The following is a 26,772-nucleotide window of genomic DNA, read 5'->3' on the forward strand; positions in this document are numbered from 1 at the left end:
TTATAATCTTAGTTCAAGTAGTATCACTCTAGTTCTAATGACCTATAAACCCCTACTATCTTATTGTAACGATTAAAATACTATCCTTCAACTAAACATCGTGACATATATTCAACTTTTCTGCAAAAGGTAAATCGAAGTTGGGATTTACATATATTTCTTTATAAACAAAAAGCAGCAAAGATAAACTTCGCCGCTTTTTATATATCCGTTCTATTATTAGTTCTTATCTTTCTTCTGCAACAAACGGAAGTAATGCTACTTGACGAGCACGTTTGATTGCTCTAGTCAACATACGTTGATATTTAGCACTTGTACCAGTTACACGTCTTGGTAAAATTTTTCCGCGTTCAGAAATGAATTTTTTAAGAAGATCTACATCTTTATAGTCGATATGAGTGATACCGTTAGATGTAAAATAGCATACTTTCCGGCGTTTTCCACGACCTTTACGTCCACCAACTGCCATTTGATTCACTCCTTTCCTAATTTATTTTTGTTGAAATCCCATTAAAATGGTAAATCATCATCTGAGATATCAATTGGTTGTCCATTATCGAAGAATGGATCCGCATTTCTTGATGGGTTAGGGTTTCTCTGTTGATTCTGATTGTTGGATCCAAATGGATTTTCATTCTGATAGCCTGAAGGTGAAAATTCTCTATTAGAAGAACCTTTTGGTTCTAAAAATTGTACACTTTCAGCAACAACTTCTGTTACATATACTCTCTTACCATCTTGTCCTTCATAATTTCTTGTTTGGATACGTCCATCAACACCAGCTAAGCTTCCTTTTTTAAGAAAGTTAGCGACGTTTTCCGCTTGTTTTCTCCAAACTACACAATTAATGAAGTCAGCTTCTCGTTCACCTTGTTGGTTAGAGAAAGTTCTATTTACGGCAATGGTAAAAGTAGCTACTGGAACTCCACTTGGTGTATAACGTAGATCCGGATCTTTCGTTAAACGACCAACTAAAACTACGCGATTAAGCATCAGAATCAACTCCCTTTTCAAAAGAAATGTTTCACGTGAAACAATTTCTAAACATTGTATATTTTAATAATTATTCTTCTTCTTTAACAATTAAATGACGGATGATATCTTCGCTAATTTTAGCTAGACGATCAAATTCCTCAACTGCTTCTGCACCAGAAGTAAAGTTGATAATTTGGTAATAACCATCACGGAAATCATTAATCTCATACGCAAGACGGCGTTTACCCCAATCTTTTTGTTGAGTTATTTCCGCACCATTATCAGTCAATACTTTTGCAAAACGTTCAACAACAGCTTTTTTCGCTTCGTCATCAATATTTGGTCGGATGATGTACATAACTTCGTACTTTCTCATCACTTTCACCTCCTTTTGGTCTTAACGGCTCATAAATGAGCAAGGAGCAATATAAATACATTACTCACGAATAAAAATTATACCATAGTTCATTAGATAGTGCAACAACACATAAATAAAAAGCTATTTTATTCATTATGAATTTATAAATCATGTTACGCTCCACCATTTTTCATAACATATTACTTAATAATGATATAGTGTGAATAGGGTATATATGCACTTAAGGAATGGAGTGTATGAACCATGTTTAAAGCGTTTAATTTTGACTTTAGCTATCAAGAACGAGATACCAACGTCCCTTTAGTGATTATGATGTGTGGTATAGCGGGGTCTGGGAAAACAACTTTTGCAAAACAATTAGAAAAGGAAGGCTTTGTTCGTCTATCTATCGATGAAGAAATTTGGACTACAAATGGCCGCTATGGGATTGATTTTCCAATAGAAAAATTGGAGGATTTTAAAATAGCTGCCGAGAGAAAATTACGAAAATACCTTGTTAAATTAATTCAAAATAAGCAACCAGTTGTAATTGACTTTAGCTTTTGGGATCGATCAAGAAGAAATGCACATAAACAACTTATTGAAGAATCTGGTGGAAAATGGAAGCTTATTTACTTAAAGGTTCATCCAGATGATTTGCGGAAACGATTGAAGATTCGCAACCAACGCTTTGATGCTAATGCATTTCCGATTACAGAGGAACTACTAGCTTCTTACCTAGATGGGTTTGAAGTACCAATTGGTAAAGGAGAAATAGTGATTGAAAATTAACTTTTTTTATTGCAAGATTGTTGCGATACTTCAAGAAAAAAGGACCATGCTTTATGCTTGTATTTATTAAGCATGGTTCTTCATTTTTATATAGAAAATCGTACGTTAAAAAGAACAAATTCTTTTAAAGTTCGCTTCTTTAAAAGAATTACACATTAAAACGGAAATGCATAATATCGCCATCTTGAACGACGTATTCTTTACCTTCTAGCCGGACTTTTCCTGCTTCTTTTGCTGCATTCATGGAGCCATATTCCATGAGATCATCATACGATACTGTTTCTGCACGAATGAAGCCCTTTTCAAAGTCACTGTGGATGATTCCAGCACATTGTGGTGCTTTCATTCCTTTTTTAAATGTCCAGGCACGAACTTCTTGTACCCCTGCCGTAAAGTATGTTGCAAGTCCTAATAGGTAATACGATTTCCGGATTAATTGATCTAATCCAGATTCCTCTATTCCAAGTTCTTCTAAAAATGCAGCTTTTTCTTCTGCGTCTAATTCCGCAATTTCTTCTTCTATTTTCGCACAAATAACGACTACTTCTGCATTTTCATTTTTTGCAAATTCACGAACCATTTTTACATATTCATTTTCTTCTGTACTTGCAATATCATCTTCCCCAATATTTGCTACATACAATATCGGTTTGATGGTAAGCAACTGAAATCCTTTAACCATTTTCAATTGATCTTCTGTTAATTCTACTGCACGGGCAGGGATTTCTTTTTCAAATGCTTCCTTCAGCTTTACTAGTACCTCGTATTCATTAATAGCATCTTTATCCTTTTGTTTTGCTAATTTTTCTACACGAGTAATACGTTTTTCAACACTTTCTAAGTCTGCTAAAATAAGCTCTAAATTAATCGTTTCAATATCATCAATCGGATTCACCTTACCGGAAACATGTGTAATATTATCGTCAGCAAAGCAACGAACTACATGACAAATAGCATCAACTTGGCGAATATTAGATAAAAACTTATTACCTAAGCCTTCCCCTTTGCTTGCCCCTTTAACGATTCCAGCAATATCAGTAAATTCAAATGTAGTTGGTACAGTTTTCTTCGGAACGACCAATTCTGTTAATTTATCCAAACGAACATCTGGAACCTCTACTACTCCTACATTTGGATCTATCGTTGCAAATGGATAATTTGCTGCTTCTGCTCCAGCTTGCGTTATTGCATTAAATAACGTTGACTTCCCTACATTCGGTAAACCAACAATTCCTGCTGTTAAAGCCATACCTTTCACTCCCAATCAAAAATATCTTTTTCAATATATTATGTTTTTTATCTTAATATTGCGGTTTTACTATTATACCGATTCTACCTACTATAATTCTCCCACAATTATAGTAATACTATAAATAAAAAACAAGAACATTACGGTAATAGCAATCAAAACTATTGTTTAATACGTAAGTAGCTAAAAAATACTGCCCCAAAGACAGGCAGTATCCTTGATAAAACTTAAAATTATATCTAATTACTAGCTTTATAGTATCCATTATTTTGTCATCTATTTCCGGTCGAGTTCTAGTCTATTCTCACCGTGGGATATATGTTATTCCTCATGTCCCACTACTTTTTTCATTTTCCTTGAAAAATCTTTTCTAGAAATGAGTACACTATGTGAACAACCTGTACATTTTATCCGTATGTCCATGCCCATTCTAATGATCTTCCAGCAATTAGTTCCACAAGGGTGTGGCTTTTTCATTTCTACTAAATCATTCAATTGAAATGTCTTTTCTTCCATATATATTGCCTCCACTCTCTGAAATACCTGTACCATCATGGATGAAAATCACGGATAGGATTTTAATCATATATCTCCACTATTATTTTACAGTTAATACATAGAAATGAAAAGATTATTTTTTCAAGCGATAAAAAGAATATTTTAACAAAATTCTTTATTTAAGATGTATAAAAATCACGATTCCTTACTAAACTGATACTATATCAGTATTGCCAAAAAGGTGGAGTGTTATGTTTAAATCACGTTTATTTAAAGGAGAAAATGATTTTAAAATTCACTGGAATGAAAGTTTAGCAACAAATAAAATTGCTAACGAGCTTTTTTCATACTTTCCTTTAAATGATTTCACTCCAATTGTTTTTATCTGTATTGGAACAGATCGCTCAACTGGGGATTCTTTAGGTCCATTAGTTGGCACACAATTACTTAATAAACATTTACCAAATAATTTTTATTGTTATGGTACTTTAGATGATCCAATCCATGCCGTGAATTTACAGGAGAAATTAGCTTTAATCCAACAGCAATTTATTAATCCATTTATTGTTGGGATTGATGCATGTCTTGGCCAAAGCCAGCATGTTGGAACTATTCAAATAAAGGAAGGTCCTTTAAAACCAGGTGCCGGAGTCAATAAATCTTTACCTAATGTAGGCAATATTCATATGACAGGTATTGTTAATATTAGTGGCTTTATGGAGTATTTCGTCCTACAAAATACTCGTTTAAACCTTGTAATGAATATTGCAACAATCATTTCGGAGTCAATTTATAAAGCAGGATTACTATATACATTTGATCAAAAAATAGTTAACAGTGGCCATGAAACACAAAAAGATTCATTATAAAGAACATGTATCTTTTGTCTATATTCTATTTTCTAATAGTTTCATGTTATTCGTGAAATATGAACATCAAAATAGCACGCGGACTAAAAATACTCTAGTAAAAACGGAGTGTCTTCAGTTTGCGTGCTATATTAATTAACTATAATAACAACAATACATAAACAGATTTTTTACAAGAAATAAAGGATAGGAACAATGATTGCAGTAATAAGCAAGCCTGGTAATAGATTCGCTACCTTTATTTTTAAAATACCAATCAAATTCATACCGATAGCAAAGATCATAATTCCGCCAACTGCAGTTAGTTCCATTATGAATGAATCTAATAATGCTTCTGGGACTAGTTTATTAATTTGCGTGGCAAACAATGCAATTAAGCCTTGATAAATAAAAACGGGCACACTTGAAAATATAACTCCTATTCCTAATGTAGTGGTTAAAATTGCAGCAGTAAATCCATCAATCATACCTTTTGTATATAATACTTGATGATCTCCTCTTATCCCACTATCTAAAGCACCGATAACTGCCATTGCTCCAATAACAAAAATTAACGTTGCCGTGACAAATGCCTGTGATATATTACTTGTCCCATTTCCACCTATTTTTTTCTCTAGCCAAGTGCCTAGTGTATTTAGCTTTCCATCTAAATCCATAAGTTCCCCTAGAATTGCTCCGAATACAATACAAATTATGACGATTAAAAAGTTATTACTTTTAATTCCCATAGATAGGCCAAGAACCATTACGGTTAAGCCAATCCCTTTCATTACCGTATCCTTCATTGATTCGGGGATCTTGGAAAGAAAGCTACCAACAATTACGCCAATAATGATTAATAAAGCATTAACAATGGTGCCTAGTAAGGCCATGTATTCCACCTACAAACCTATTATGTTTTGATTATATAAAAAATAAGTCATTATTCATGACTTATTCTAAAAATTCATTTGGACTTAGCAACTCTAAAATTCGTTCTAAATCATCTTTAGAGAGAAATTCAATCTCAATTTTCCCTTTGTTTTTATTTTGTTTAATTTTAACTGTCGTACCAAATCGTTCACGTAAATTTGATTCTTGCTCTAGTAAGAAAACATCTTTTTTCTCTTTTTTCTTCTTTGTTTCACGTGAAACATTTTCGTTTATTTGTTGAACAAGAAGCTCTAATTGACGAACATTTAGCTGTTCTTTTATTACTTTTTCAGCCAACGGCTTCATTTTTTCTTTATTTTTTAATCCAAGTAAAGCTCTACCATGCCCCATTGAAATTTTTTCATCTGTAATAAGTTGTTGAATATAAGCTGGTAGTGATAATAGCCGAACGTGATTTGCTATATGTGGTCGACTTTTTCCGAGTCTTTTGGCTAGTTCTTCTTGCGTTAAGCTCATTCGATCCATTAGCGTTTGATATGCTGCTGCTTCTTCTAATGGAGTTAAGTCTTCCCGTTGTAGGTTTTCTAGGACAGCTAGTTCCATCATTTGCTGTTCACTAAGTTCTCTAACAACAACAGGAATTTTCTCTAATTTTGCTTCCTTTGCTGCTCGATAACGTCTTTCCCCGACAACTATTTCGTAGCCTTTAATACTTTTTCTTACGATTAATGGTTGAAGTATTCCGTGCTCAATAATCGATTGCTTTAATTCTTCAATAGCCTCATCTTTGAAGTATTTTCGTGGCTGATATGGATTGGGTCGGATATCGGTAATTTTTATATCTTCAACTTTCTCCTGATCTTTTACCTCAATATCTGGAAAGAGTGCATTGATTCCTTTACCAAGAGCTTTAGCCATTCACCACCACTTCCTTTGCTAGTTCAATATATACTTCAGCACCTCTAGATCGTGGATCATATGTGATAATTGGTTGTCCATGACTTGGTGCTTCACTTAAACGAATATTCCTAGGAATAATTGTATGGAACACTTTATCTTGGAAATATTTTTTCACTTCATCAATTACTTGAATACCTAAGTTTGTTCTCGCATCTAACATCGTTAACAGAACGCCTTCTATCATAAGCTCTGTATTTAAATGTTTTTGTACTAATCGAACGGTATTTAATAATTGACTTAATCCTTCTAAAGCATAGTATTCGCATTGAACGGGAATTAAGACAGAGTCAGAAGCAGTAAGAGCATTAATTGTAAGTAATCCAAGTGAAGGAGGACAATCAATAATAATGAAGTCAAATTGATCCTTAACTTGATCAAGTGCATGTTTTAATCGAACTTCTCTTGAAATCGTTGGTACAAGCTCAATTTCTGCACCTGCTAGTTGAATAGTAGCTGGAATAGCATACATATTTTCTACTTGGGTTGGAACAATTACTTTTTCTGTTTCAACATCATCTATTAAAATATCATAAATACAATGCTGAACATCACCTTTTTCTATACCAATACCACTTGTTGCATTCCCTTGAGGGTCTATATCAACTAGTAATACTTTCTTACCGATGTATGCCAAACAGGCTGATAAATTAACAGATGTCGTTGTTTTTCCAACGCCACCTTTTTGATTTGCAATTGCAATAACTTTATTCACGATGTCACCTACCTTAATAAAACAAATGAAACTTATTTTATTTTAACATGAAAATAGGAAAAAAAAACTTTTATTGATGAAAAGTAAAATAGATTTAATGAAAAATAGTGTTTCGATTGTTATTTTCTATGGTTCTTCTGCTTAAATTTATTATTTTGTAAATTTATTCCAAATGTAATCTCCCCTTTTCTCTACTCTAATATTTTTATTAGAGAACATTACCCGAAATATTTATTCCTCTTATAAAACAACTTGCACACAATACACCGCAATTTATCAAACAGTGCGCAAAAAGTTATCCACATGTGAATAACTTTTTTAAAACAACTACAATATAAATTTATTGATATAAAGAATTCCATAAAAAAGACTGCTAGTAAGCAGTCTTTTGAAAACATATTATATTAAATTACAAATCTATGATTTCTTTTTTGGAATTCGAATCGTGATTTGATAACAATCATCTAGTTCTTCTTCTGTAGAATCGACATTAATACCACTCTTATTTACCATAGACAAAGATTGTCTAATCGTATTTACTGCAATACGGATGTCCTTACTAAAAGAAAGTCGTTTAGATTTTTTAGGCTTCTCTGTATTTAATAATTTATTTACACGCTCTTCTGTTTGTTTAACATTCAAGTTCTTTTCAATTATTTCTTCAACCACTTTTAGCTGAAGCTGCTCTTCCTTTAACGGAATTACTGCACGTGCATGTCTTTCCGTAATGGATTTATTAAGTAATGCCTCTTGCACTTTTTTAGGCAACTTTAATAGACGAAGTTTATTCGCTACTGTTGATTGGCCCTTTCCTAAACGTTGTGCCAATGCTTCTTGTGTTAATTGATGAATTTCTAATAATTGCTCATATGCCAGTGCTTCTTCAATAGGTGTTAATTCTTCCCTTTGTAAGTTTTCAATCAGTGCCATAGAAGCTGTTTCTTTATCATTCATGTTTTTAATTATTGCTGGAACACTACTCCATTCAAGCTTTTTAACCGCTCGAAAACGTCTTTCCCCGGCAATAATTTCATAAAATCCATCTTCTAATTCTCTTACAACAATTGGTTGAATAATCCCATGGGTATGAATTGTCTTTGCAAGTTCATCAATTTTTGCTTCGTCAAAAATAGTACGAGGTTGATAACGATTGGGCTGAATCCGATCAATAGGTAGATTTCTAATTCTCTCTTGGTCATCTACTACTTCATTTTCTACTAATTCCGTTAATTCTGCTTGTTCTTCATTAACCCCATTTTCTACCTCTTCTTTTTCAATGACCCCAAATATTCGCGAAAAAGGAGACTTCAATGCGCATACACCACCTTTATTAGAAACTTCCTGACAGTATTTAGTAGCTCATACATAAATATTCTCGATTACTTAACAAATTCCTGCAAAATATAAGAATTTTTAAATACATATCCTGTATTAATTTAGTGGAGTTTTTATCGGAACTCCAGGTTTTCTAGGATATTTCTTCGGAGTATTTTTTACTTTTCTTATTTGAATAATAGTTCTTTCACTATTTTCCTCTGGTAGTGTAAACGGATAAATCTTGTCCACTTGCCCACCTAAAATTTCGATTGCTTTTCGCCCTTCTTCTAGCTCTTCATTCCCACTCGATCCTTTAAGTGCGATAAAATGACCGTTCACCTTTACTAATGGTAAACAAAATTCACTAAGAACAGACAATTTTGCGACTGCACGTGCAGTAACAACATCATATTGCTCACGGTGTTCCGCTGCTCTTCCGAATATTTCCGCACGATCATGGTAAAAATGAACATTTTCAAGCTCTAAAGCATTTGCTAATTCTTTTAAAAAGGTAATTCGTTTATTTAATGAATCGACAATCGTAACCTTCAAATGCGGGAACACAATCTTTAAAGGAATACTTGGAAATCCCGCTCCCGCTCCTACATCACAGATGGATAGAGAAGATTGCTCTTGGATTGGGAAAAAAAAGGCAGCAGATAAAGAATCATAAAAATGCTTTACATACACTTCATCTTTATCTGTTATTGCTGTTAAATTTATTTTTTCATTCCACTCGATTAATAGTCGATAATATCGTTCGAATTGGGAAATTTGTTTACTAGTCAATTCAATATTATATTTTTGTAATTCCAATTGAAATTGCTCTATTTTCATTCGATACACTCTTCCTCGTCATCGAAATGACTTTTCTAATTTCATTATACTGGTAAACAGCAAAATATTAAATGCTGGATTTATTTTTATTGATTATTCGTTTGATACGCGTGCAATTTTTCCTTGTTCAATATAAATCAATAGAATTGAAATATCTGCTGGATTTACACCAGATATACGGGATGCTTGAGCTAATGTAAGTGGAAGCACTTTTTTTAATTTTTCTCTTGCTTCATTAGCTAAGCCACTAATCGCATCATAATCAATATCTGCAGGTATTTTTTTATCTTCCATTTTCTTTAAGCGATCCACTTGTTGATAGGTTTTTTCAATATAGCCTTCATACTTAATTTGGATTTCTACTTGTTCTTCAATTTCTTTATCCAATTCAATCTCGGATGGTGCCAATAATTTAATATGGTCATATTTCATTTCTGGTCTTCTTAATAAATCTGCAGCACGAATTCCATCCTTTAATTCACTACCACCAACGCTAGCAATTAATTGCTGTGTTTGTTCGTTAGGTTTGATAATGATTTTTTTCAGTCTCTTAATTTCGTCCTCAATTTTTTGCTTTTTATTTAAGAATTTTTTATAACGTTCGTCACTAATTAAACCAATTTCATGACCAATTTCAGTTAAACGTAAATCTGCATTATCATGTCTTAATAGTAAACGATATTCCGCTCTTGAAGTTAACAGACGATATGGTTCTACTGTTCCCTTTGTTACAAGGTCATCAATTAACACTCCAATATAGGCATCTGAACGATTTAAAATAACATCTTGATTACGTCCGAGTGCTCGGGAAGCGGCATTTATTCCAGCCATGATTCCTTGACCAGCAGCTTCTTCATAACCACTTGTTCCATTTATTTGACCAGCTGTATATAAATTTTTTACTGCTTTCGTCTCTAATGTTGGCCAAAGCTGTGTTGGTGTGATGGCATCATACTCAATTGCATAGCCTGCCCGCATCATTTCCGCATTTTCCAACCCAGGGATACTTGCAAGTAATTTATGTTGAACTTCCTCAGGGAGACTTGTAGATAATCCTTGAACATAGACCTCTTCTGTATTTCTACCTTCTGGCTCTAAAAATACTTGGTGTCTTGGTTTATCGTGGAATCGAACAACTTTATCCTCAATAGAAGGACAATATCTTGGACCTCTACCTTTAATCATTCCGGAAAACATTGGACTACGGTGTAAATTACTATCAATAATTTGATGGGTTGTTTCAGTAGTATAGGTTAGCCAACAAGGTAATTGATCGGTAATTGTATCGGTTGTTTCATAGGAGAAGCTTCTAGGTTCTTCATCTCCTGGTTGAATTTCTGTTTTAGAATAATCAATTGTTTTACTATTTACTCTTGGTGGGGTTCCTGTTTTAAATCGGACAAGATCAAAGCCCAATTGTTCTAGGTGCTCGGATAATTTAATGGACGGCTGTTGATTATTTGGTCCACTAGAATACTTCAATTCACCGATAATGATTTCCCCTCTTAAATACGTTCCTGTAGTAATGACAATTGTTTTGGCACGATAAATTGCACCTGTTTTTGTAATAACTCCTTTACATTCGCCATCTTCTATAATAAGGTTTTCAACCATTCCTTGGATTAATTTAAGATTTGGTTCATTTTCCAATATTTTTTTCATTTCTTGCTGATATAACACTTTATCTGCTTGCGCACGTAAGGCACGAACTGCTGGACCTTTACCTGTATTCAACATCCGCATTTGAATATAGGTTTTATCAATTACCTTAGCCATTACCCCACCTAATGCATCAATTTCTCTAACAACAATCCCTTTAGCCGGACCACCAATAGATGGATTACACGGCATAAAGGCAACCATATCAAGATTAATGGTAATCATCGCTGTTTTTGCACCCATTCTTGCGGCAGCATAACCTGCTTCACAGCCCGCATGTCCTGCACCGACGACAATTACATCAAAATTTCCCGCTTCATATGTTTGCATTTCTCTTACCTCCTATCAACGTTATTTTCCTAAACAAAATTGGGAAAACAACTGATTAATTAATTCGTCATGGACACTGTCACCGGTAATTTCACCTAATGTCTCCCATGATTTTGTCATATCTATTTGTACGATATCAATTGGAACTCCAGATTCTACACCAAATAATGCCTCGTCAATCATTTGCATTGCATTGTTTAGCAAGGCAATATGTCTTGCATTCGATACATAAGTTAAGTCACTTGTTTCAATCTCACCTTTAAAATACATGGATGATATTGCCTGTTCTAACTCATCCATACCTTTATCATCTTTCATTGATGCATAAATAATAGTTCTTCCCTCTGCGAGCTTCTTGATTTCTTCTATATCTAGCTTCTGTGGTAAATCTAGCTTATTTATTATGATTATGGCATCCATACCTTTTATCGTTTCAAATAATTTGCGATCCTCTTCTGTGATTTCCTCATTATAATTTACCACAAATAATATTAAATCTGCTTCCTTCAATACTTTTCTGGAACGTTCTACACCAATTCTTTCTACAATATCTTCGGTTTCGCGAATCCCTGCTGTATCAACAAGTCTTAATGGCACTCCACGGACATTCACATATTCTTCTATAACATCTCTTGTAGTCCCAGGAATATCTGTAACAATAGCTTTATTTTCATGAACAAAACTATTTAGTAAAGAGGATTTTCCAACATTTGGGCGACCAATAATAACGGTAGCTAAACCTTCTCGTAATATTTTCCCCTGTTTTGATGTTTCCAATAACTTTTCAATTTCATTTTTTACGTATTTTGCTTTTTCTTGTAGAAGTGTATGTGTCATTTCTTCCACATCGTCATATTCTGGGTAATCGATATTTACCTCGACTTGTGCTAAAACTTCTAATATTTCTTGTCGAAGTTTTCTAATTTTTTTCGATAAACGACCTTCCATTTGACCTAAAGCAACGTTCATCGCACGATCAGTTTTTGCACGGATTAAATCCATCACCGCTTCTGCTTGGGAAAGATCGATTCTTCCATTCACAAATGCCCGTTTCGTAAATTCCCCTGGTTCGGCAATACGTGCACCTTTTGTTAACACTAATTGTAGTACACGATTAACGGAAAGTAATCCACCGTGACAATTTATTTCCACGACATCTTCCCGAGTAAAAGTTTTTGGTCCCTTCATAATAGAAACCATTACCTCTTCAATTTTTTTATTTTCACGTTTATCTATAATAAAACCATAATGAATGGTATGTGAATTTACTTCCATAAGTGTTTTCCCAGATGGGCTTTGGAAAATATCGTCTGCAATTTTGATTGCGTCTGGACCAGTTATCCGAACAATACCGATGGCACCCTCTCCTAAAGGAGTAGAAATTGCGGCTATCGTATCAAATTCCATTTATGTCACCTCACTGTTTACTTATTTTCTATTTGCATTTTTATTTCTATTATTTGCTTTATCTTTATAATTCCTTATTATTCTAGGTTAGTATTGCTTTGCAATCAAAAAATATAGCTTTTGACCAAGAAATAGAATACCATACTATGATGGCAAACAAAAGAATGGCATCCTTATATTATAACTTATCCACATGTTGATAACAAAAAATATTTATTTCTTTTTTCACCGCTTCAATCAAATTATCCACATGTGAAAAAGTAATTTCTTTTCCTTCCCATTTTAAAAAAATCACCATTCTATGAATTAAAAAAAGTCTTCCTTCACTGTTATTACTAAGATATTACTTAGCAAAACAATGTTAGGAAGACTTTTAAAATATTATTTTGGTGCAATAACTAGATAACGATTTGGATCCATTCCTACAGAATAGGTTTTTACTTTAGTGTTATCCGCTAGAGTAGAATGGATTATTCTTCTTTCATTAGATGGCATTGGTTCTAATGAAATTTCCTTCTTCTCCTTAACTGCCTTATTTGCTAGTCGATTTGCTAATAACACGAGACTCTCTTCTCGTCGTTTCCGGTAATTCTCTGCATCTAATGTCACAATCATAAATTGCTCCGAATGCCGATTCAGCACTAACTGGGTTATGTTTTGGAGTGCATTTAAGGTTTGGCCTCTTTTTCCTATAATATATCCAACCTTATCACTCGCTAAATTAAAGAATACATGCTTTCCTTCGACGTTTGTTTCAATCGTGACATTAATATCCATCTGTTTACAAACATTAATTAAAAAATTTCGCGCTTCTTCTATTGGGTCTACTTTCATCGTTACTTTTACAACAGCTAGACGTGAACCAAAAATACCGAAAATTCCTTTTTTCCCTTCATCAATTACAACAATATCTACTCGATCCTTTGTAGTATGTAAATCAGAAAGAGCAGATTGTACTGCTTCATCCACGGTTTGGCCAGTAGCCGTCATTTGTTTCACTTTTTCTTTCCTCCCGAACGTTTAGAAGTAGCAGTACTTGTTTGCTCTAGCTCTGCTATTTCTGGCGTTTTAATGAAAAACGTTTGAACAATGGAATAAATATTACCGACAATCCAGTATAAAGGAAGTGCTGCAGGTGTCATCGATGCGACAAATACAATCATAACAGGCATAACCCAAAGCATAATTGCTAATTGAGGATTAGCTGGTTGACCCTTTGTCATAAACTTTTGCTGCAAGAATGTTGTTATACCTGCAATAATTGGAAGAATAAAATATGGATCTTTATCAGCTAGTTCGAACCATAAAAAGCTATTTCCTTTTAATTCCTCCGTACGCATAATGGCGTGGTAGAAACCAAGCAATATTGGCATTTGAATTAGAATTGGTAAACATCCAGTTAATGGATTAATATCATATTTTTGCATTAATGCAATTTGTTCCTGTTGAAATTTTTGCTGTGTTACTGCATCTTTAGAAGCATATTTTTGTTTTAGCTTCTGTAATTCGGGCTGTATTAACTGCATTCTTTTAGAGCTTTTTAACTGTTTTACCATTAATGGTAGAATTGCTGTACGTATTAAAATCGTAACAATAATAATTGCTAAACCATATCCCCAATTACCATGGAAGATATTTGCTATTTTAATAATTAACCAGGAGAGTGGATAGACAAATATTTCATTCCAAATTCCTTCACTTTCACTCGTAACTGGCTGATTGATTTCAGAACACCCAGCTAAAAAAGTTACAATAAGTAGTAAACTAATCAATAATAATACTTTTTTCTTCACTCAAGCTCCTCCTGCATTCATTACTAGTTTTATTTATTATGTAACCGTCATCATCTATTTTAACATTATTCGTTTTATTTTTAATAGATTAAACAGAATTTTTCGTTCATTTAATATAAAAAAAGGTGTAGCTTTGCTCACTTACGCCTTTTTCTATTGTCGCTTTAATACTTTTGCTAGCTTTAATACATGCTGTAAACTTTTCTTAACTTCTGCAAAGCTCATATCAGCAGCAGGTTTTCTCGCAATAATGATATAATCATATAAAGGACTAATTTCCTTCTCTAATTCATGGAAAGCCTGTTTAATATATCGTTTCACTTGATTTCTTGTTACAGCATTTCCGATTTTTTTACTAACAGAAAGACCAATTCGAAAATGCTCTTGGTCCGAATTCAACAATTTATAAATGATAAATTGTCGATTTGCAACCGACTGTCCTTTTTTAAATACCGCTTGAAATTCTTCATTTTTCTTTACTCGATAGCTTTTCTTCATTCTCAACACCTGCTCAATTTATAATTCAGTGGGCAAAAATTACCATCTTTTTTTGTGATCAACAAATTCATTGAAAAAAAGACCACTGAACTATCAGTGGCCTATGCAGATAATACTTTTCTGCCTTTACGACGACGGCGAGCAAGAACTTTACGTCCGTTTGCTGAGCTCATTCTTTCACGGAATCCGTGGACTTTACTTCTTTTTCTTTTATTTGGTTGATATGTTCTTTTCATGTATGACACCTCCCTATGAGGAAAACAGTTCAAGACAGTCTACATAATTATATAGACATTACTGAACCTGTGTCAACCCTTGTAAATATTTACTTATAAACTTCTTCCATTACAGCTGAAAATTTCTCTTTCTTCATATAATAAATCAATCGTTCCGATCGGATGGCAAAAAAAATTGGAGTACATAAAAACCATCCTTTGCTCTATTGTTTATATGTTGTGGATAAATTTTCGACATTTTTTTATCCACAAACACAGGTTATCGACAAGTTTTTCACAAAATCAGTGATTGTGGATAACAAATATCAACAACAGAAATGGTTTGTGGATATTTTTAATAACCAATTGCGAAATAAGGTTTTTTTTGTTATGATGATATGTGTTTTACTTTGGATAAAAAAAATTAATTTATACTTATCCACAAATTGTTAATAACATGTGAATAAGTTATTCTAATAAAGTGTAGAACTTTGTCCACAGGTTGTGGAATTTGTCAAAAAACCACTTTTTTTCTTTATTATATGTTATCCACAAATTGATTATTCTTTTTTACCTATTTATTAGCTTTACTACGCGAATCAAAGATCTAGGAGGGATTGACCCTTGGAAAACATTGACGATCTTTGGGGAAAAACATTGGCTGCTATTGAAAAGAAAATAAGTAAACCAAGCTTTGATACTTGGTTAAAATCTACGAAGGCTGTTTCTTTAAAAGGAAAAACCTTAATAGTAGAAGCACCCAATGATTTTGCCCGGGACTGGCTAGATGGGAACTATAAAGAAATCCTATCTGATATACTCTATGATTTAATTGGAGAAAACTTGACTTTAAAATTTATCATTCCTAACACAAAACAAGATGATCCGATTATGATAGCTCCGGTTAATAAAAAGAAAGAAAAACAGGACATTTCCGCGGAAACGGTGCAAAATTGGTTGAATCCTAAATATGTTTTCGACACCTTTGTTATCGGGTCAGGAAATCGTTTTGCCCATGCAGCATCACTTGCAGTAGCAGAAGCCCCAGCAAAAGCATACAATCCCCTTTTTATATATGGTGGAGTTGGACTTGGAAAAACTCACTTAATGCATGCAATTGGTCATTATGTGTTAGAAAATAATCCGATGGCGAAAGTAGTATATCTTTCATCTGAAAAATTTACTAACGAATTTATTAACTCTATTCGTGATAATCGTCCGGATGACTTTCGTAATAAATATCGTAATGTAGACATTCTTCTAATTGACGATATTCAGTTTTTGGCTGGAAAAGAATCAACCCAAGAGGAATTTTTCCATACGTTTAATGCGCTGCATGATGAAAATAAGCAAATTATCATTTCGAGTGATCGACCGCCTAAAGAAATACCAACTTTAGAGGATCGGCTTCGTTCTCGTTTTGAATGGGGATTAATTACAGATATTACCCCTCCTGATTTAGAAACGAGAATTGCAATTTTACGGAAAAAGGCGAAAGCAGAAGGATTAGAAATTCCAAACGAAGTCATGCTTTATATTGCAAATCAAATTGATTCTAATATTCGTGAGCTTGAAGGAGCACTTATTCGTGTTGTTGCATACTCATCCTTAGAAAATAAAGACATTAATGCAGATTTAGCAGCAGAGGCTTTAAAAGATATTATCCCTAGCTCTAAACCTAAGGTTATTACCATTCATGACATTCAAAAAGTTGTTGGGGAGCAATATGGCGTGAAGCTGGAAGACTTTAAAGCGAAAAAACGTACAAAATCAGTTGCTTTCCCTAGACAAATTGCAATGTATTTATCCCGTGAATTAACTGATTTTTCGCTACCTAAAATTGGTGAAGAATTTGGCGGACGGGATCATACAACGGTTATCCATGCCCATGAGAAAATTGCGAATATGATTCAAAATGATTCTCAATTTAAAAAGCAAATACAAGAAATTGAAGGCATGTTAAAAATACATTAATCTTTGATAGTGTAAAATAATGATTATTTTTTTTACAAGTATCTTTGTGTATACTGTTAATAACTTTTACCATTCATACACAGTCTGTCCACATGTGGATAGACTTTATTTTACTCTATCAAACAGGCTTATCCACATATTCACAGCGCCTATTACTATATCTATTAATTTTTTATATATTTTATTATTATATTGGGGGACAAAATGATGAAATTTTATATTCAAAAGGAGCGACTAATTAAGAGCGTCCAAGACGTAATGAAAGCAGTAGCTTCTAGAACAACAATACCGATACTTGTTGGAATTAAGATTGATGCAACAGAAGAAGGAGTTGCCTTTACAGGAAGTGACTCTGATATTTCTATCAAATCATTTATCCCTAAAGAAGAAGATGATTTAGAAATTGTTGATATTGTTGAAACTGGTTCCATCGTATTACAAGCGAGATTTTTTGGAGAAATTGTAAAAAAATTACCCGAGGCTATTGTAGAAATTGTTGTTGAAGACCAATTCAAAACAATAATTCGTTCAGGAAATGCAGAATTTGTTATTCATGGTCTAGATGCAGAAGAATATCCAAGACTTCCACAAATTGAAGAAGAAAAAAGCTATACAATGCCAACAGATTTATTAAAAACATTAATCAAGCAAACAGTATTTGCTGTTTCAACTTCAGAAACTAGACCGATTTTAACAGGTGTCAATTGGACGTTTGCTAATAATGAATTAACAGCTGTTGCAACCGATAGCCATCGATTGGCATTAAAGAAAGCACCATTACAATCTAATATTGAAAATAATTCTGTTTACAATATTGTTATTCCAGGAAAAAGCTTAAATGAATTAACAAAAGTATTAGAGGACTCTAATGAGCCAATTCAATTTGTCGTAACAGAAAATCAAATTCTGTTTAAAGCGAAGAATTTACTATTTTTCTCCCGATTATTGGAAGGAAAATATCCAGATACATCGAAACTAGTACCTACAGAAAGTAACACAGATGTAAAATTGAACTCTAAGGATTTTCTACAAGCTGTTGATCGTGCATCTTTACTTGCTAGAGAAGGGAAAAATAATGTTATTAAATTTTCTACACTTGAAGCTGGCACAATTGAAATATCTTCTTATACTCCAGAAATAGGTAAAGTTGTAGAAAAAGTAAAAAGCTTAGCAATGGATGGAGAAGAAATAAAAATATCCTTTAGTGCAAAATATATGATGGATGCGTTACGAGCAATTGATGGTACAGAAGTAACAATTTATTTCACAGGTGCAATGCGTCCATTTATTATTAAATCAAATGTGGATGAATCAATCCTCCAATTATTACTACCTGTACGAACATTTTAGTTTTGCTTGAATCGATCCAAACTTAAGACGTGAACTATTCTTTTGTAGTTCACGTTCCTTTTTAAAAATGGCTATTTTTGAAAACAACTTACCAATATACTTCTCAAAAGGTTATTAACATGTGAATATCTTTTTTTACCTCAATAATTTTGAGATTAATGTTATCCACAATTCAATTCTCCAATTAAATGAAAACCTTAATAAAACTATAAAAAGACTTATAAATTTAATTCAAACTACCCTTTGTTTCTTTTAAAAAAATTTAGTAAAATTATATATTGGAGCTTAAGAAAGGAATCGGATATATGACGAAAGAAATAAAAATTGATACGGAATATATAACACTTGGTCAATTTTTAAAAATGGCAGATATTATTTCATCTGGTGGAATGGCCAAATGGTTTTTACAGGAAAATGATATTTTTATCAATGGAGAAATTGATAATCGCCGAGGAAGAAAGCTAAAAGATGGTGATTTACTACGAGTCCCTCACCATGGTTCTTTTTTGATTAAAGGGTAATTTCAGAAGGATGTAAAACCATGTATATTAAAGAGCTTACGTTAACTAATTACCGAAACTATGAACAAATAGCCTTTTCGTTTGAAAATAAGGTAAATGTTATTTTAGGAGAAAACGCACAAGGTAAGACGAATATGATGGAAGCTATCTATGTTTTAGCAATGGCAAAATCCCATCGAACCTCAAATGACAGAGAATTAATCCATTGGGATAAAGAATATGCTAAAATAGAAGGACGGATAGAAAAAAAGCATAATTCTTTACCAATGGAATTAACTATTACAAAAAAAGGCAAAAAAGCTAAATTTAACCATATAGAACAATCTCGCCTTAGCCAGTATGTGGGAAATTTAAATGTTGTTATGTTTGCACCGGAAGATTTAAATTTGGTTAAGGGGAGTCCAAATATAAGACGACGATTTATCGATATGGAGATCGGACAAGTGTCACCAGTTTATTTGCACGAGGTCAGTCAATATAACAAAATACTCCATCAAAGAAATCAATATTTAAAACTATTGCAGGCAAAAAAACAGACGAATGTAACAATGCTTGATATTTATACTGAGCAGTTAATAGAGCTTGCAGGAAAAATATTAATGAAACGATATCGTTTTTTGCATATGCTAGAGGATTGGGCAAAAACGATTCATTCGGGGATTTCCAGAGGTATCGAGGACCTTCGGATAAAATATAAACCATCCATTAATGTATCAGAAGATGATGATTTGTCGAAAATGGTAAATGTTTATGAAGAAAAATATAACGAAGTAAAACAAAGAGAAATAGACCGTGGTGTCACATTATTTGGTCCACAAAGAGATGATGTACTCTTCTATGTAAATGAGCGTGATGTACAGACATTTGGATCACAAGGACAGCAAAGAACAACCGCACTATCCGTTAAATTAGCTGAGATTGAATTAATAAAAAGTGAAATTGGTGAATTTCCTATTCTTTTATTGGATGATGTCTTATCAGAGTTAGATGATTATCGACAATCGCATTTATTAAGTACCATTCAAGGAAAAGTTCAAACCTTTGTTACAACAACAAGTGTAGAAGGAATAGACCATGAGACATTAAAAGAAGCTAATACATTTAAAATATCAAAAGGAAATTTAATTATTCCTTGATTTTTACTAGTATTCAGTTGATTTCATTCTGTTCAATTTGGGGAGCTGTGTATGTATATTTCAATTGGTGAAAATTTAGTTATTCGTTCATCAGATATTATTGCTATTATTGATAAATCAGCTTGGGATTATAACATGGAAATCAATCATTTTTCATCCAATAATCTTGATAATGCATTACTAAAGAGGAATTATAAATCCGTTATTATTACGAATGATAATACATTTCTTTCACCGTTTTCCCCGAATACATTGAAGAAAAGAATACAAAGTTACTAATTCCTATTGATTTAATAAAAATAAGTATAGCTTAGTCCGGTTTGAAGAAATGAGAAAGCGTGGGTGATTCGTTTTGGCTATTGAAGAAAATAACATAGAAAAGAACTCCTATGATGAAAGCCAAATACAGGTATTAGAAGGATTAGAAGCAGTTCGAAAACGTCCTGGTATGTATATCGGTTCCACAAGTGGAAAGGGTCTACACCATTTAGTATGGGAAATTGTAGATAATAGTATTGATGAAGCACTTGCAGGCTATTGTACTGTAATTGATGTCATTATCGAAGAAGATAATAGTATAACTATTATTGATAATGGGCGGGGTATTCCAGTCGGAATCCATGAAAAGATGGGACGCCCTGCAGTAGAAGTTATCCATACAGTATTGCATGCAGGAGGTAAATTCGGAGGCGGAGGATATAAAGTTTCCGGAGGACTTCATGGTGTTGGTGCATCTGTTGTAAATGCTCTATCAAAGGAAATGGAAGTATTTGTTCATCGTGATAATAAAATTTATTATCAAAAATATAAACGAGGTATACCTAGCACAGATTTAGAAGTAATCGGTGATACGGATCGTACAGGTACTACTACTCATTTTATTCCAGATCCAGAAATTTTCCAGGAAACATTGGAATATGAATATGAGGTTTTAGCAAAACGTATTCGTGAATTAGCCTTTTTAAATAAAGGATTAAGAATCACGCTAGAAGATAAAAGAGACGATAAGAAAAAAGTTGAATATCATTATGAGGGCGGTATTAAATCATATGTAGCCCATTTAAATAAGTCAAAAACAGTTATACATGAAGAGCCAATCTATTTAGAAGGTAATCGAGATGGAATTAATGTAGAAGTCGCTTTTCAATATAATGATAGTTATACAAGTATTATTTACTCATTTGCTAATAACATTCATACGTATGAAGGTGGAACCCATGAATCCGGGTTTAAATCTGCCTTGACAAGAGTAATCAATGATTATGCTCGAAAAAATATTTTTAAAGAAAAAGATGAGAATCTATCTGGTGAGGATGTTCGAGAAGGTCTAGTAGCGATAATCTCTATTAAACATCCAGATCCTCAATTTGAAGGACAAACAAAAACAAAGCTAGGAAATTCGGAAGCAAGAACAATAACCGACTCCCTATTCTCGGAAGCATTTGAAAAATTCCTATTGGAAAATCCTTCTGTAGCAAGAAGAATTGTTGAAAAAGGGATGATGGCGGCTCGTGCTCGTCTTGCTGCGAAAAAAGCAAGGGAATTAACAAGGAGAAAAAATGTTTTAGAAGTTTCCAGTTTGCCAGGAAAATTAGCGGACTGCTCTTCTAATGACCCGAATATTTCCGAGTTATATATCGTTGAGGGTGATTCCGCTGGTGGTTCTGCAAAGCAAGGTCGAGACAGACATTTCCAAGCAATTCTACCTCTACGTGGGAAAATATTAAATGTTGAAAAGGCTAGATTAGATAAAATCCTATCCAATAATGAAGTACGGGCGATGATTACTGCCATTGGAACAGGAATAAGTGAAGACTTTGATATATCCAAAGCAAGATATCATAAAATTGTCATTATGACCGATGCGGACGTCGATGGTGCACATATTCGGACACTTCTATTAACGTTCTTCTACAGGTTTATGAGACAAATAATTGAAGCTGGCTATGTTTATATTGCACAACCACCTTTGTTTAAAATTCAACAAGGAAAACGGATTGAGTATGCATATAATGACAAGCAGCTAGAAGAAATTTTACAATCTATTCCATCTCAGCCGAAGCCAGGAATTCAACGGTATAAAGGTCTAGGAGAAATGAATCCAGAACAATTATGGGAAACAACAATGGATCCAGAATTCCGCACGCTTTTACAGGTAAATTTAGATGATGCAATAGAAGCGGATGAAACGTTTGAAATGTTAATGGGTGATCGTGTAGAGCCTAGAAGACAGTTCATTGAGGAAAATGCCGTTTATGTGAAGAATTTGGATATATAAAAGACAATTGATGAGAAGTAATCCGTTTGTAAGCCTTTATAGGAATAGGAGGTTACCTTAATAATGGCTGATACACCTAGTTCTAATATTAGAGAAATTAATATAAGTAATGAAATGCGAACATCTTTTTTAGATTATGCGATGAGTGTAATCGTTTCTCGTGCACTCCCAGATGCTCGTGATGGTCTAAAACCAGTTCAACGAAGAATTTTATATTCTATGAATGACCTCGGAATTGTTTCCGATAAACCGTATAAAAAAAGTGCACGTATTGTAGGGGACGTTATAGGTAAGTACCATCCTCATGGAGATTCTGCCGTATATGAAACAATGGTACGGATGGCGCAGGATTTCAGTTATCGTTATCCGTTAGTGGATGGTCACGGTAATTTTGGTTCTATTGATGGAGACTCTGCTGCTGCAATGCGTTACACGGAAGCAAGAATGTCCAAGATTGCGATGGAGCTTTTACGTGACATTAACAAGGATACAATTGATTATCAAGATAACTATGATGGTCAAGAAAAAGAGCCAGTTGTACTACCATCTAGATTCCCTAATTTGCTAGTAAATGGAACCACTGGTATTGCAGTTGGTATGGCAACGAATATTCCCCCACACCAGCTTGGTGAAGTAATTGATGGTATTTTAGCATTAAGCCATAATTCAGAAATTACCATTCCAGAATTAATGGAATACATTAGTGGACCAGATTTTCCTACTGCAGGATTAATTTTAGGAAAAAGCGGAATAAGAAAAGCATATGAAACTGGTAAAGGTTCCATTACTTTACGAGCAAGAGTCCAAATTGAGGATATTGCTCATGGTAAACAAGCTATTATCGTTACGGAAATCCCTTACCAAGTAAATAAGGCAAAATTAATTGAAAAAATTGCAGAGCTTGCTAGAGAAAAACGAATTGATGGTATTACGGCATTACGTGATGAATCCGATAGAAACGGTATGCGTATTGTTATGGAATTGCGTAAAGACGTTAACGCGAATGTATTATTAAATAATTTATATAAACATACAGCATTACAAACTACGTTTGGTATTAATATGCTTGCGTTAGTTGATGGTCAACCAAGAGTATTAAATCTTAAACAGGCGTTATCTGTTTATTTAGAGCATCAAAAAGTAATAATCCGACGTAGAACGGAATTTGAATTACGAAAAGCGGAAGCAAGAGCACATATTTTGGAAGGCTTGCGAATTGCCCTTGACCATATCGATGAAGTCATTCAATTAATTCGTAGCTCGAAAACAACTGATCTTGCTAGAGAAGCATTAATGAATCGCTTTGGGTTGTCTGAAAAACAAGCACAAGCAATTTTAGATATGCGACTCCAACGTTTAACTGGATTAGAGCGGGATAAAATTGAGGAAGAATATGCTGAGCTAGTAAAATTAATTGCGGAATTAAAGGCAATATTAGCAGATGAGGAAAAAATTCTATCCATAATTCGCGATGAATTAAACGAAATTAAAGAACGTTATAATGACAAACGCCGTACTGAAATAACCTTTGGTGGTGATCAGGATATCGATGATGAGGACTTGATTCCTGAAGAACAAATTATTATTACGTTAACAAGAAATGGCTATATTAAACGTCTGCCATCCTCTACTTATCGTACACAAAAACGTGGAGGTCGTGGTATTCAAGGTATGGGAACAAATGAAGATGATTTAGTAGAGCATATTATTTCTACTTCAACACATGATACGATCCTATTCTTTACGAATAAAGGAAAGGTATATAAATCAAAAGGGTATAAAATACCAGAATACAGTCGAACAGCGAAAGGACTTCCAGTGGTGAATTTATTGGAAGTTGATAAAGATGAATGGATTAATACCATTATTCCAGTGAGTCAATACGATGAAGAATCATTCTTATTCTTCACAACTAAAGATGGTATTTCTAAGCGTTCCCCACTGTCTTCCTTTGCAAATATACGAAACAATGGTTTAATTGCTCTTAGCCTACGTGAAGGTGATGAATTAATTTCTGTACGCCTAACAGATGGAACAAAGCACATCATTATCGGGACGAAAAAAGGTATGTTAATTCGTTTTGTTGAAACAGACGTACGTTCCATGGGAAGAACAGCTTCTGGTGTAAAAGGAATAAGCTTAGAGGAAGACGATGAAGTAATTGGTATGGAAATATTAGAAGAAAATCAAGATGTACTAGTAGTTACAAAGAATGGTTATGGTAAACGCACAGCTGCAGAGAAATATCGTATCCAAAATCGAGGCGGAAAAGGTATTCGTACATGTAATGTACAAGAAAAGAATGGCCCACTTGTTTCGATGCGCTCTGTCACAGAAGATGAAGATATGATGATTATTACGGATAGTGGAATACTTATTCGTATGGAAGTAGCCGGTATTTCAAAAGTTGGTAGAAATAGTATCGGTGTTAAACTGATTCGTTTAGATGAGAACAGTAGCGTAACGGCTGTTGCGATTGTTGATAAAGAAGAAAGCGAAGATAGTCAAGCACTAATTCAAAAACCAATAGGTGAAATTGAGGATGAAGATATCGATGTTGAGGCATTAGATGAAGCAGAAGTATTAGACGATGTCGAGGACGAAGGAGATAATTAATTGTTACTTTTTCACCTAATAATGTAACAAAAACCGCTTTGCTGCCAAGAAAATGGTAAGTAGAGCGGTTTTTTTCTTTGAAAAAAGTCTATTTACTTATAAAATAAGATTAAAGTAAACATAGGGATGGAAGTAAATGAAAGTTAAAGTAGCAAATTTATCAGAAGGGTATCAAATTATTGAGGATATTATGGGTTTAACGAAATACCCGATAGTACCGAAAAATACTCCTGTAACGAACGAGATAATTGAAATTTTAAATGCATTTCAAGTGGAGGAAGTGGATGTTGAATTAGCCGTAAAGACAGATAAAAAGGGTAAAAATAAACAAATACCACCTATAAAGAATGATAAACAACATTCAATAAAACATGAACAAAAGGCATCAACTACAAATCTTGGGGCATCGACATTTTTCAAGCAATATATAGAAGCGGTTGCAACATATAAAAAGGAGTTCATTCGTTGGCAATCAGGAATGGCAGTCGATATAGCGAAAATACGAGAATTTTTGATTCCGCTACTAGATCTATTAGATAAGGAGCCAAAACACCTCCTGTCCCTTCCTACTTCTGTAAATAAGAATGATTATATCTTCCATCATTCCGTATCTGTCGGGTTAATTTCTGGTTATTTAGCAATGTTAATGAATATGAAGCAAGGGAACTGCTACCAGGTTGCTTTAGCAGGCTGCTTAAGTGATTGTGGGATGGCAAGAATAGACCCACTTATTTTCCGGAAAATACTGTTAAATAATGAAGATAAAGTAGATATTAAAGAACATCCAACGAATAGTTATAAAATGCTACAACCAATCCTATCGTTAAAACATGAGGTAAAATTATCTGTATTACAGCATCATGAAAGATTAGACGGAAGCGGTTATCCATTCGGACTACAAGAAAATAAAATCCATCTATTTGCTAAAATCATTTCAATTGCAGATGTATATCATGCATTAGTTTCCAATCGTGTGTATAAAGAAAAAGTCTCCCCATATACTGCAATTGATATTATTAGTGAAAATCCGAATCATTTTGATTCTATGATATATGAAACGTTAGCAAGATGGATTGTAAAATATTCATTAAATGTAAAAGTGAAATTATCAACTAATCAAAATGGAGAAATCGTCTATATTGATTCTATGTATCCTACTAGACCATTTATAAAAATTGAAAATAGTAGCGACACGATTTCATTAGTAGAGTTTAAAGATATAAAAATAAAAGAAATTCTATAACATTTGTATAAAGAAACAATTACTCACTTATTAAAATTGTTTCTTTATATTTTTTTAAACATGTGTTGACATTATTTAATATAGATGATATATTATTAAAGTCGCTTTTACGAAAAAGAGACATAAAGAAATTGAACCTTGAAAACTGAACAAGACGAAGCGTTTAATTAAACTATTTTTAAAACATTTTGAGCTAATCAAACACTTTTTGGCCGATTAAGAGCCGCGACGTCCTGTCGCGAACATCGGCACAAAAACATCCTATTTTTGGAGAGTTTGATCCTGGCTCAGGACGAACGCTGGCGGCGTGCC

General features: G+C 33.5%; 26 protein-coding genes. 10 read left to right on the forward strand and 16 right to left on the reverse strand.

What is annotated here, in order from left to right:
• Positions 1 to 226 precede the first annotated feature (226 nt).
• From rpsR to rpsF, 3 genes are all read right to left on the reverse strand, one after another.
• On the reverse strand, positions 227 to 469 hold the full coding sequence (gene rpsR / locus OEV98_RS07850; protein WP_263072673.1) for a 30S ribosomal protein S18: 243 nt from the start codon (positions 467 to 469) through the stop codon (positions 227 to 229).
• A gap of 41 nt (positions 470 to 510) precedes the next feature.
• Positions 511 to 993 (reverse strand): single-stranded DNA-binding protein, encoded by a 483-nt coding sequence (gene ssb / locus OEV98_RS07855; RefSeq protein WP_263072674.1) that lies wholly within the window; start codon positions 991 to 993, stop codon positions 511 to 513.
• A 70-nt stretch (positions 994 to 1,063) separates the two neighbouring features.
• The gene (rpsF, locus tag OEV98_RS07860) at positions 1,064 to 1,351 is read right to left on the reverse strand and encodes a 30S ribosomal protein S6 (RefSeq protein ID WP_263072675.1); all 288 of its coding nucleotides are present in this window, start codon (positions 1,349 to 1,351) and stop codon (positions 1,064 to 1,066) included.
• A gap of 246 nt (positions 1,352 to 1,597) precedes the next feature.
• Between rpsF and OEV98_RS07865 the strand changes: the two genes are divergently transcribed.
• Entirely contained in the window at positions 1,598 to 2,125 is a 528-nt protein-coding gene (locus OEV98_RS07865) for an AAA family ATPase (protein WP_263072676.1), read from the forward strand.
• A 148-nt stretch (positions 2,126 to 2,273) separates the two neighbouring features.
• On the opposite strand, the gene ychF is transcribed toward OEV98_RS07865, so the two are convergent.
• Positions 2,274 to 3,374, reverse strand: a complete 1,101-nt coding sequence (ychF, locus tag OEV98_RS07870) for a redox-regulated ATPase YchF (RefSeq protein WP_263072678.1) — start codon at positions 3,372 to 3,374, stop codon at positions 2,274 to 2,276.
• A 321-nt stretch (positions 3,375 to 3,695) separates the two neighbouring features.
• Positions 3,696 to 3,890, reverse strand: coding sequence for a DUF951 domain-containing protein (locus tag OEV98_RS07875; RefSeq protein ID WP_263072679.1), 195 nt, complete (start codon positions 3,888 to 3,890; stop codon positions 3,696 to 3,698).
• 233 nt (positions 3,891 to 4,123) lie between these two features.
• Here OEV98_RS07875 and yyaC point away from each other — a divergent pair, with 233 nt between their 5' ends.
• Entirely contained in the window at positions 4,124 to 4,741 is a 618-nt protein-coding gene (gene yyaC / locus OEV98_RS07880; RefSeq protein WP_263072680.1) for a spore protease YyaC, read from the forward strand.
• 170 nt (positions 4,742 to 4,911) lie between these two features.
• Here yyaC and OEV98_RS07885 read toward each other — a convergent pair whose 3' ends face one another.
• The 11 genes from OEV98_RS07885 to rpmH form a co-directional block, all read right to left on the reverse strand.
• On the reverse strand, positions 4,912 to 5,613 hold the full coding sequence (locus OEV98_RS07885; protein WP_263072681.1) for a DUF554 domain-containing protein: 702 nt from the start codon (positions 5,611 to 5,613) through the stop codon (positions 4,912 to 4,914).
• Positions 5,614 to 5,674: 61 nt separating this feature from the next.
• On the reverse strand, positions 5,675 to 6,532 hold the full coding sequence (locus tag OEV98_RS07890) for a ParB/RepB/Spo0J family partition protein (RefSeq protein ID WP_263072682.1): 858 nt from the start codon (positions 6,530 to 6,532) through the stop codon (positions 5,675 to 5,677).
• Positions 6,525 to 7,286, reverse strand: coding sequence for a ParA family protein (locus OEV98_RS07895; protein WP_263072683.1), 762 nt, complete (start codon positions 7,284 to 7,286; stop codon positions 6,525 to 6,527). Before OEV98_RS07895 ends, OEV98_RS07890 begins: the two co-directional genes overlap by 8 nt.
• A 417-nt stretch (positions 7,287 to 7,703) precedes the next feature.
• Positions 7,704 to 8,597 (reverse strand): nucleoid occlusion protein, encoded by an 894-nt coding sequence (gene noc / locus OEV98_RS07900; protein ID WP_263072684.1) that lies wholly within the window; start codon positions 8,595 to 8,597, stop codon positions 7,704 to 7,706.
• A 120-nt stretch (positions 8,598 to 8,717) separates the two neighbouring features.
• Positions 8,718 to 9,440, reverse strand: coding sequence for a 16S rRNA (guanine(527)-N(7))-methyltransferase RsmG (rsmG, locus tag OEV98_RS07905; RefSeq protein WP_263072685.1), 723 nt, complete (start codon positions 9,438 to 9,440; stop codon positions 8,718 to 8,720).
• A gap of 93 nt (positions 9,441 to 9,533) precedes the next feature.
• Positions 9,534 to 11,429: a tRNA uridine-5-carboxymethylaminomethyl(34) synthesis enzyme MnmG gene (gene mnmG, locus OEV98_RS07910; RefSeq protein ID WP_263072686.1), complete on the reverse strand. Its 1,896-nt coding sequence runs from the start codon at positions 11,427 to 11,429 to the stop codon at positions 9,534 to 9,536.
• A gap of 21 nt (positions 11,430 to 11,450) precedes the next feature.
• Positions 11,451 to 12,836, reverse strand: a complete 1,386-nt coding sequence (mnmE, locus tag OEV98_RS07915) for a tRNA uridine-5-carboxymethylaminomethyl(34) synthesis GTPase MnmE (RefSeq protein ID WP_263072687.1) — start codon at positions 12,834 to 12,836, stop codon at positions 11,451 to 11,453.
• Between the two features lie 381 nt (positions 12,837 to 13,217).
• On the reverse strand, positions 13,218 to 13,835 hold the full coding sequence (gene jag / locus OEV98_RS07920; RefSeq protein WP_263072688.1) for an RNA-binding cell elongation regulator Jag/EloR: 618 nt from the start codon (positions 13,833 to 13,835) through the stop codon (positions 13,218 to 13,220).
• Positions 13,832 to 14,629: a YidC family membrane integrase SpoIIIJ gene (spoIIIJ, locus tag OEV98_RS07925; protein WP_263072689.1), complete on the reverse strand. Its 798-nt coding sequence runs from the start codon at positions 14,627 to 14,629 to the stop codon at positions 13,832 to 13,834. The genes jag and spoIIIJ overlap by 4 nt, the downstream gene beginning before the upstream one ends.
• Positions 14,630 to 14,782: 153 nt before the next feature.
• Positions 14,783 to 15,127: a ribonuclease P protein component gene (gene rnpA, locus OEV98_RS07930; protein ID WP_263072690.1), complete on the reverse strand. Its 345-nt coding sequence runs from the start codon at positions 15,125 to 15,127 to the stop codon at positions 14,783 to 14,785.
• Between the two features lie 101 nt (positions 15,128 to 15,228).
• Positions 15,229 to 15,363 carry a 50S ribosomal protein L34 gene (rpmH, locus tag OEV98_RS07935; RefSeq protein ID WP_263072691.1) on the reverse strand — a complete coding sequence of 45 codons (135 nt, stop codon included), beginning with the start codon at positions 15,361 to 15,363 and terminating at the stop codon, positions 15,229 to 15,231.
• Positions 15,364 to 15,966: 603 nt separating this feature from the next.
• Between rpmH and dnaA the strand changes: the two genes are divergently transcribed.
• The 8 genes from dnaA (at position 15,967) to OEV98_RS07975 (ending at position 26,460) form a co-directional block, all read left to right on the forward strand.
• Entirely contained in the window at positions 15,967 to 17,316 is a 1,350-nt protein-coding gene (gene dnaA / locus OEV98_RS07940; RefSeq protein WP_263072693.1) for a chromosomal replication initiator protein DnaA, read from the forward strand.
• Positions 17,317 to 17,523: 207 nt separating this feature from the next.
• The gene (gene dnaN, locus OEV98_RS07945) at positions 17,524 to 18,666 is read left to right on the forward strand and encodes a DNA polymerase III subunit beta (protein WP_263072694.1); all 1,143 of its coding nucleotides are present in this window, start codon (positions 17,524 to 17,526) and stop codon (positions 18,664 to 18,666) included.
• Between the two features lie 305 nt (positions 18,667 to 18,971).
• The gene (gene yaaA, locus OEV98_RS07950; RefSeq protein ID WP_263072695.1) at positions 18,972 to 19,187 is read left to right on the forward strand and encodes a S4 domain-containing protein YaaA; all 216 of its coding nucleotides are present in this window, start codon (positions 18,972 to 18,974) and stop codon (positions 19,185 to 19,187) included.
• A 20-nt stretch (positions 19,188 to 19,207) separates the two neighbouring features.
• A complete protein-coding gene (gene recF / locus OEV98_RS07955; RefSeq protein ID WP_263072696.1) occupies positions 19,208 to 20,323 on the forward strand; it encodes a DNA replication/repair protein RecF in 1,116 nt (371 codons plus the stop codon).
• Positions 20,324 to 20,374: 51 nt separating this feature from the next.
• A complete protein-coding gene (gene remB, locus OEV98_RS07960; RefSeq protein ID WP_263072698.1) occupies positions 20,375 to 20,602 on the forward strand; it encodes an extracellular matrix regulator RemB in 228 nt (75 codons plus the stop codon).
• A gap of 79 nt (positions 20,603 to 20,681) precedes the next feature.
• Positions 20,682 to 22,601, forward strand: a complete 1,920-nt coding sequence (gene gyrB / locus OEV98_RS07965; RefSeq protein WP_263072733.1) for a DNA topoisomerase (ATP-hydrolyzing) subunit B — start codon at positions 20,682 to 20,684, stop codon at positions 22,599 to 22,601.
• Positions 22,602 to 22,664: 63 nt separating this feature from the next.
• A complete protein-coding gene (gene gyrA, locus OEV98_RS07970; RefSeq protein ID WP_263072699.1) occupies positions 22,665 to 25,217 on the forward strand; it encodes a DNA gyrase subunit A in 2,553 nt (850 codons plus the stop codon).
• A 136-nt stretch (positions 25,218 to 25,353) separates the two neighbouring features.
• Positions 25,354 to 26,460, forward strand: a complete 1,107-nt coding sequence (locus tag OEV98_RS07975; RefSeq protein WP_263072700.1) for an HD-GYP domain-containing protein — start codon at positions 25,354 to 25,356, stop codon at positions 26,458 to 26,460.
• Positions 26,461 to 26,772 lie beyond the last annotated feature (312 nt).

It is taken from the genome of Perspicuibacillus lycopersici (assembly GCF_025660475.1).
GTDB classification, from domain to species: Bacteria; Bacillota; Bacilli; order Bacillales; family Caldibacillaceae; genus Perspicuibacillus; species Perspicuibacillus lycopersici.